This window comes from Deltaproteobacteria bacterium GWA2_45_12 (genome assembly GCA_001797365.1).
Taxonomy (GTDB): domain Bacteria; phylum UBA10199; class UBA10199; order UBA10199; family UBA10199; genus UBA10199.
Map to the genome: position 1 here is coordinate 69,665 of MGPH01000007.1, position 8,540 is coordinate 78,204.

Below are 8,540 nucleotides of genomic sequence, written 5' to 3' on the forward strand. Positions count from 1 at the left end.
AGGCCTCCTTTATGACAAAATCCTTCTGGAAGAAAATCTCAGATGAGAACTTGTTGGAAACAAAAATTTGCGACCTTAAACTTTCTATCAACAAAAACTATCTTAAAACCTGCATCCAAAAACTTTACAAAGAGCTCAAATCAAAAAGAATTATTTTCCGCCCTCCCTGTTTTCTGGCCGATGAATGGTTTGTGCCAGAAAGCGACACCCTTATTGGCATTCCCTTTTATTTAGCTCATCCTCGCCTTAATAAAATAGAAATGAAAATGATGAAAGAAGTTGAGGGGGGCCATCCTAGCGAGTGCCTCAAACTGCTCCGCCATGAAGCAGGTCATGCCCTTTTTTACGCTTATGCCATCCACAGAAAAAAGGAGTTCCATCAAATTTTTGGGAAACTTTTTTCTCCCAGAAAAAACTTTAGGCCCAATCCTCACAATAAAAATTTTGTAAAACATCTCCCAGACAACTATGCCCAAACGGATCGTGATGAAGACTTTGCCGAAACCTTTGCTGTATGGCTCACTCCAAAATCAAATTGGAAAAAGATTTACAAAAATTCGGGAGCGCTTAAAAAGCTTGAATTTATCGACAAATTTTTCGATTCTGTCGCCAATAAAAAGCCCGTACGGATCTCAAACAAACCTTATTGTGAAGCAAAAAAATTGAGAATAAAGCTTAAAACCTATTACCGCCTGCGAAACAAAAGGGATGGCGATCACAAAAAACAACTATGAACAAACAACTCAACGTCCTTGTTATTTTTGACACGGCTGGCTCCCCTCCTGCCGATCAAAATTTTGAAGCGGAGCTCAAAACCGAGGCCTGGAAAACCGAGTCGCACATTATTGAAACAATCAAAGAGCTGGGACACCACGTCTTTACAGTCGGTATTTTTGACAAGCTCTCTCCTCTTTTTGAAGCTGTTTCAAAACAAAAGCCCGACATCATTTTCAATCTTGTTGAATGGTTCGATGGTAAAACCTGGTATGACCGCAATATTGTTGGCCTGTATGAACTTCTAAAAATCCGCTACACAGGAGCTTCCCCGCCAAGCCTGATGCTTTGTAAAAACAAGGCTCTGGCCAAACAAATTTTGTCCTACCATCGCATCAAGACCCCGGCCTTTAAGGTGATCCCAAAGGCTTCACGCATCAGCCTTCCCAAAAAACTCAAATACCCCATTCTGATTAAACCACTTAAGGAAGAAGCTTCTTACGGCATCTCCCAAAAATCACTGGTCACAGATCACACCGCCTACAAAGAACGTGTTGGGTTCATTCACCAATCACTCAATCAGGATGCCCTTGCCGAAGAATATGTGGAAGGTCGAGAAATTTATGTCAGTGTTTTGGGGAACCAACGTCTTCAGGTGTTTCCTTACCGAGAAATGATTTTTGGCGAAGTTCCAAGCGAAGAGCCCAAATTTGCCACTTTCAAAGCCAAATGGGATGAAAACTACCGAAAGCGTTGGGGCATTAAAAATTATTTCGTCAAATCCTTAGCTTCAGGTGTTGCTGAAAAAATTGAAACCGTTTGCAAAAATGCCTACCGCCACCTTTCGATGTGCGGGTATGGCCGTCTTGATTTGCGCCTTACTCCCCAAAACGAGGTCGTCATCATTGAAGCTAACCCAAACCCCTTCATTGCCAAGGACGAAGATTTTGCCCTTTCGGCCCAAAAAGCCGGATTATCCTATCCTGAGCTTGTGCAGAAAATCCTGAATCTGGGCCTTGGCCTTTTGCCTGAATGAATCATGATTTTCGTCATGATTTTTTGCCACTTTTTACTATTGTTCCTTTTCGATGACGATGTTATGAGGACCACCAAAAGGAGCTTTTTACCCCATCATTTCTATGGCGTCACCAACACTCACATTCCAAGAAGGCCTGATTACTTTACCCCAGGAACTAACCGATTTTCTCATTCAGCTTGAAAATTATTTGAATGATCTCAAACAAATCCGAACTGAAACCATTGATCATTTAAAAAATCAGATAGATGAAAGTCTCCACCAATGGAGTGAAAAAATTCATGAGCTCAAAATCCAATTGACCCATTTGCCCCAAGAGATCAAAAACCACGACATTATTTTGAATTTAAAGAAAAGGTTGGAGAATTGCGAAGCAAAAGCCAACTCATGCTACTTAAATTTATGTTCGGCCATCCATGACTCGCAAACCAAAAGAAATTGGCACGAAACTTTTATCCAGTTTGCTACCTCACTTAAAAAATACAGGGAAGAAGCGGCCAAACTGGCTAAGGAAACCCAATCATTTTCTGTAAGACAAATGTTGGAAAAAATGGCCCAAGGAGGAAAAATCCTGGCTAGCCGTACACGCCTGCAATGGCGACGAAAAATTTTCCACACTTTCAACGGTCTTTTCGGGCTTTGGTTATGGGGATATTCGGGCTTGAGCGAATTTGCCGTGATCATGATTTTGGCCACATTCCTGTCCTTTGCCATTGGCACCGAAATTCTGCGTCGCGTCTATCCTCCCTACAATGAAATGGTTTTAAAAATGGTCGGCTCCATGATGCGCGAACGGGAACGCACTCAAATTAGTTCGGCGACGTGGTATATGGCCTCCATCATGATCTTGTTTCTTTTTTTTCCTAAAGTCGTTGGTATCCTGGCCCTGTGGTACGTCGCCATGGGAGACACCTTTGCAGGCATCATTGGAACCCGTTATGGGCGACATAAACTGAGCACGCACTTGTCTGTGGAAGGTTCCCTTGCGGCTTTTACTGTTTGCTTTGTCGGGACACTTTTCTTTGCGCGCTTTGGTTTTGATACTTTTATTTTGACAGGTTCAAAGCTATGGATTTTTTCTTTGTGCGGTGGCATGATTGGCGCTGCCGCTGAAGCCAGTTTTAAAAAAATCGATGACAATCTTGTCATCCCCCTTGTCTCAGCCCCGCTTCTTTGGGGATTAACAAAACTGTTTTCACTTTAAAACCTTCGCAAGCTACAACCACCCCCACTACCACCATTCTTTTTGACAATGGGTTGAACACCACCGGCTCCGCCCGCACAAGCCGGATCCTGATTACAATCACCGTCATTGCAATCAACGGCTTGGTCTCCATCATCATCCACATTATTTCCACAGATTTCGGCGGGTGGAGGAACGGGCGCTGGGGCTATCCCTGCACAATGAAGATCATTGGCGCAATCCGCATCCGCACAGTCAACATCGTTATCCCCATCGTTATCGGCAAGGTCATTACATACCTCTGGTAAAGGTTGCGGCGGAGGTGGAGGTACTGCCAGGCAAGCTTGGTTGTTATGGCAGTCAGCGTCAGCGCAATCGATTAAATTATCCGCATCGTCATCCACACCATTTACACAATTAGCTTCGGCAAGAGGCGGTGGGGGTGGCGCTTGGACGCAAAGAGGATCGGCTTGGCAATCCGGATCGTTGCAATTGTTCAAACCATCCCCATCATTATCGACAAGATCATTACACACCTCTGCCAAAGGTAGTGGTGGAGGTGGTGGGGCTAGACAAGCCTGGTTATTATTGCAGTCAGGGTCAACGCAATCGATTAAATTATCCGCATCATCATCCACGCCATTTACACAATTAGCTTCGGCAAGAGGTGGCGGAGGTGGAGGTGGTGGTATTGCCAGGCAAGCCTGGTTGTTATTGCAATCAGGATCATTGCAATCAACAATCCGGTCCCCATCATCATCGATCCGGTTATTGCAAGTTTCAGGAAAATCACAAACATCCCCAGAAAAATCCTGATCCCGATTGTTTTGATTTCTATTAGCCACTCTCCAACAATTATCACAAACGTCTCCTATGCCATCCCCATCAAAATCCTTCTGGGCGGCATTAGCCACTCTCCAACAATTATCAATATCATTTCGAACACGATCCCGGTCAGCATCTTCATTTAAATGATTAAAAAAATCATCGATAAGCCTCTGGTCCTCGGCCGCGGCAAATTCGTAGGCGCCCACATCACAAATATCCCCCACCACGGGGCGGCTCTGGGCAACAACAACATAGTCACCCAATGTCACAATGCCGCGAGGAAAGCCCGCTTGGTCATCGGCAGCCGTCTCCCCACTGATACGCGTACACGTTCCGGCTTCAATGGCTGGGCTACCTTGGGTAAGCGGATGAATAAGCGTTGTTGCCCTATTTCCATCGGCATCCGGCCTATGAACAACGGAAGCCAGTCTGGGACTCAGGATGGCATCCAAATTCAGGGCATTTTCTCCAACAAGGACATTGATCTGATCATTAAAAACCCTCAGCTCACAACCGGACATATCTCCAATCAGATTGTATCCTTCCGATTGCATGGACCCTTGACAATCAGGAGATTCTTCACGTGCAGTGTTTCCTGCCAATAGGCTATTTCTCATTTCTATTGAATCATCCCCCATCGCGTTGTTTTGAACACCTCCGGCTTCCACGCTTTGGTTGCCTGTAATTGTGGAATGGTCAATGGTCATTCGGCCCGTATTAAAAATACCGCCCCCCGCGATAAAACCGCCTGGCCCATTTCCGACAAGGGATTGATTTCCTGAAATCGTCACATTAAAAACTTGAAGTGTTCCTTCATTATAAATTCCACCTCCAAAAGTGCGTCCATTATTTCTGGTAATGGAGGAATGATGAATAATGAGGGAAGCATTGTCATGATTATAAATCCCCCCACCATGATTGGCTTTATTTCCCATCTGATTATTTACGGAATTAGAAAATTGAGTCCCTGAAATCTCAACCCGGCCATCGGCAATGTAAAGAGCCCCTCCTTTTGTATCCCCCCCAAATAAGTTGACCGGATCGGCAGCCTGGTTATTGACAAATTTGGATCGGGTGATAACCACTGTGGGAGAATTTGAAAAAATAGCCCCACCCTGGCTGTGAGCTTCATTTTCACTAAAATCGGTGGCCATCAGATCCATACGAATGGCATTGCTATAAATGGCCCCGCCGCTATTAGCCCTATTTCTTAAAAACTGGGTTCTATTAAAAGAAACTGTCGAATTAATATCACTGAAAATCGCACCACCAATATCCTCTGCAACACAGTTAGTAAAAGAACCTCCCGTTACCGTTAAAAATCCACCATTATAAATACATCCACCTGACGGGGCATCCCCATGAACCAAAGAAATATTCGAAAAAGAAACACGGGTGTTAATGAGAATGTTAAAAATGGGCATTGCATTATTTCCACTGATGACAGGAGGATTATTGGGATCCCCTACAATGGAAACAGGGCTTTCGATAACGATGGCCCGTTGTTGGCGTTGCTGGGGAATAAGGGTGTGAGTTGAACCTGCTGGAAGATGGATAACATCCTGACCCCGTGGGGCCCCTGGTTCGCAATCCGTATACACTTGTCTATCGTCATTGGTATTGGCAACGGCTTCCCTTAGCGTACATCGATTATCACGATCCAAAAAAATATCCGAAGAATCAACCCCCGCTGCAATTTGCGGAACATCAACAAAAATATCGTTAGCCAATCCTGCTGGCATTTGAAAAATCAAAGAAAAAAAACCAAGGAACCATAGACCTAAGCATTTCATCCCTTTTGTAAATTTCATATTTAACCCCCTCTTTTTAAACTCCAAGAATCATGCCATTTTTTATTTAAAAATACAATTAAATACAATGGGTTACATAACCATTCTCTTAATAAAATTGATAAAAGAACATCTTTTCTCAAATGGAGAAGCTAAATAGGCTTATGTGTCAGATTTACAAAAATGACTCGTTGATGAAAAACTGTGGCCCAAATGATATCCGGATATTGATTAGATCCAATACGGCTATTGGGGGGTAAAGCCCTCTTTTTTTAATTTTTCAAACTTTTATCCCATTAAAAAATAAAGTGATTTCAAAAAAGTAGCCCGTTACAAAAAAATAAAATTCTGGCATTTTTCTTGCTTTTTTAACGGTGTGCTATGGCATCAAGAATTTCAGCTGCAGCGCCCCATGGTAGCAGTGCTCCTATAGTGACCCCCACAAATCCTGCCCCGAAGATATTGCCGACCGGATTCTCGTTTGTCTTGGCCCAAAACACCCAAAATATTTTGAAATCGGTGGTCGATACATTAAGAAACTGGTGGGGAACACGTCCCCCTCAAGTGTGCATTCCACAATTGGAACCCTCGCACACCAGCAACACAGCCGGCTCCCGACCCGTTCAACAAGAACATAGAATTGGAGAAGGATTATTCATGGAGGAATGGCAGGATTCAACACCTGTGCCTCCGGAAAAGCAGCTCCTCAATATTTTACAAGCATTTTCTGAAAGCGGATTTGGGAAAAAAGATATTCCTCTGATTACAGGCCACACCTACCAGTGGGATTCCAACTTTTCTGATGATCATTTCTTTAGCGTCACCTTTCAACATCCCCACACTTGTAAGACCTTCACTCTTAAATGGACATTAAATCAAAACGAACTCAATGGGCTCTCTTCAGCAGAAAACCTGGTTGTTTTAGAAAAATCCGATGGAAATTTTACGCCTGTTTTCATTACCCAACAATTTGAACATCTAAGAAGTTTGGGCCAGTATATCTACAAGCAAAATATCATGCCCAAAATAAAGAGTTAAAGTCCAGATGCCCCGGATTTTTTGTGATGCTTAAAAATTTTAGTGTGTCAGCCGATCATAATGGCCATTAAGCGGGTTGTAACGAAACGGCACTTTATTCTCCGGATGAAAACCATTTAAAAACTCAGAAGATTTGTAACTGACAAAACCCTGTATCATTTTTACAATAGCCTCTGAAGAAGCTCCCGACACACTCATGGGGGTATGTCCTGCGTCAGGGAAATCTCCTTCCATCATCATCACCAAGGCTGAATGTGGGATCATCTGATTTAAGGCCACGGGAATGCGAGGGTCAATGAGCTTATCATTTTCTGCATTGATAATGAGGGTAGGCTGTTGAATATGACGTTGTCTTTCTGTTCTCTCCTTGATTCTTTTAGGATTGAGAAGGGCATCTTGAAGATAATTAGAAAAAACCCGACGTGAAGTCACTTGGGTTCCGTTCATGTAGGGAAGAGCAAATTGGGTTACATCATGGTCCCCAAAGAGGCGAGCTGAGGGATAAATATTACCCCTTAAAACCTCACGAGTCGCAACGCGCTCAAGAGTTGGTCCTGAAATAAGGGACGGAGGTGCCTCTCCCGCCATAGAAACAAACCAGGGAATGTCAATAGGAGCATCAGGTGAAGCCAAAGCTCCAATCAATACCAACTGACCAACTCGAGGCGTGGCATTTGCAAGGTCCAAACTTATTTCACCCCCCATGGAATTCCCAACCACTAAAACATCGGAAAGGTTTTTTTGTTCTAAAAATTTAACAAGTGATGGGATAACCACTTCCTTGAAAACATCCTTGTATTTTTCGTTATTATTGCTGATTTGGTACGCTTCAGGGATAGGGTTTGAGTACCCATGGCCCGGCAAATCCAAGGCAATCACATGATAATCTTTTGCCAATTGATCGAAAATATAATTGAACGAATAGGCATTCCCCCCAAAACCGTGAATCAAGACAATCGTCTTGGCTTTTGGATTTCCCTTCTCAATATAATGAATATTTAAGGGCGCGTCATTGATTGTAACCTGTTCAAACTGACCCACTTTCTCACTATTTTCACCAAGGGTGCGCACAGTGCCATCTTGAAGATATTTCCATTGATCAGAGGTATCCTGACACAGGGACCAAGATGCAGTATTTGTCCCCACCAAACCCACACCTGTACCAACCAAAGCACCTGCACCAATTGTGAATCCTCTAGAAACGGAACCATCCACGGGAAGCTTGGAAGCGCCGTATCCTGCTGCTGCTCCTCCCACCACACCTGCTGCTAGAGTAAGCCAATTTGTTGCTTCCGGTTTACAAAAATCTACCATATAAAATTTGCTCTTTCATTTTAACTTTGTAATTATCGACACACTTTTTCATAAGTTGCTTAAACTCACGGGGAAACATACGCGCGATTATACGTGTTTTGCTTAGGATCAAAAACAAGATAACTTGCACCATCGCTCGTTTCTCGAATGATCGATGGGGTACCCTGAACAAAATCACCAGTCACTCTGATAATAAAATCGGAGGTTGAATCCGACATGGGTGTATGCCCTGCTTCCGGAAAATCCTCTGTTCCCAGTAAAAGAAGTTCTGAGTTGGGAATGGTAGCATCCAATGCATGTGCTGTTTCGGTGGAAACCACTTGATCGGCCTCGCTATGAATGACCAATGTCGGTTGCTGGATGCTCCGTTGCAAAACCAGTCTTTCTTGCAACCCTTGTTCAGTGGTTAAAAAATATTGCAAAAGTCGAGCATAGGCCTTTCTTGAAGGAATTTTTGAGGGATCTTTTATATAGGGATCTGCAAACTGTTCAACATCATGGTCGCCAAACATTGCTGCTGAGGTATTTATTGAACCCCATAACACAATGCGGGTCAACGGGGCGATGTCAAATTTTTAGTTGAAATTATCTGACAGCTCTGCATTTTTTTCATATCAAGCAGCCTTTTTTATCTCTT

At 43.5% G+C, this 8,540-nt stretch carries 7 protein-coding genes; 4 read left to right on the forward strand and 3 right to left on the reverse strand.

Annotated features, from left to right (window positions below; all coding sequences use genetic code 11):
- Positions 1-11: 11 nt before the first annotated feature.
- The 3 genes from A2048_02170 to A2048_02180 all read left to right on the forward strand — a co-directional run bounded on the left by A2048_02170 (position 12) and on the right by A2048_02180 (position 2,954).
- Complete coding sequence (locus A2048_02170) at positions 12-734, forward strand: hypothetical protein (GenBank protein ID OGP10723.1); 723 nt, start codon at positions 12-14, stop codon at positions 732-734.
- Positions 731-1,750: a hypothetical protein gene (locus A2048_02175; GenBank protein ID OGP10724.1), complete on the forward strand. Its 1,020-nt coding sequence runs from the start codon at positions 731-733 to the stop codon at positions 1,748-1,750. Before A2048_02170 ends, A2048_02175 begins: the two co-directional genes overlap by 4 nt.
- A gap of 103 nt (positions 1,751-1,853) precedes the next feature.
- The gene (locus tag A2048_02180; protein OGP10725.1) at positions 1,854-2,954 is read left to right on the forward strand and encodes a hypothetical protein; all 1,101 of its coding nucleotides are present in this window, start codon (positions 1,854-1,856) and stop codon (positions 2,952-2,954) included.
- On the opposite strand, the gene A2048_02185 is transcribed toward A2048_02180, so the two are convergent.
- Positions 2,951-5,572, reverse strand: coding sequence for a hypothetical protein (locus A2048_02185; GenBank protein OGP10726.1), 2,622 nt, complete (start codon positions 5,570-5,572; stop codon positions 2,951-2,953). The genes A2048_02180 and A2048_02185 overlap by 4 nt on opposite strands.
- A 411-nt stretch (positions 5,573-5,983) precedes the next feature.
- On the opposite strand from A2048_02185, the gene A2048_02190 reads away from it, so the two are divergent.
- Complete coding sequence (locus tag A2048_02190; protein ID OGP10727.1) at positions 5,984-6,589, forward strand: hypothetical protein; 606 nt, start codon at positions 5,984-5,986, stop codon at positions 6,587-6,589.
- A 39-nt stretch (positions 6,590-6,628) separates the two neighbouring features.
- On the opposite strand, the gene A2048_02195 is transcribed toward A2048_02190, so the two are convergent.
- Together A2048_02195 and A2048_02200 are read right to left on the reverse strand one after the other, a co-directional pair.
- Positions 6,629-7,903, reverse strand: a complete 1,275-nt coding sequence (locus A2048_02195) for a hypothetical protein (protein ID OGP10728.1) — start codon at positions 7,901-7,903, stop codon at positions 6,629-6,631.
- 65 nt (positions 7,904-7,968) lie between these two features.
- Positions 7,969-8,415 carry a hypothetical protein gene (locus A2048_02200; GenBank protein ID OGP10729.1) on the reverse strand — a complete coding sequence of 149 codons (447 nt, stop codon included), beginning with the start codon at positions 8,413-8,415 and terminating at the stop codon, positions 7,969-7,971.
- Between the last annotated feature and the right edge of the window lie 125 nt (positions 8,416-8,540).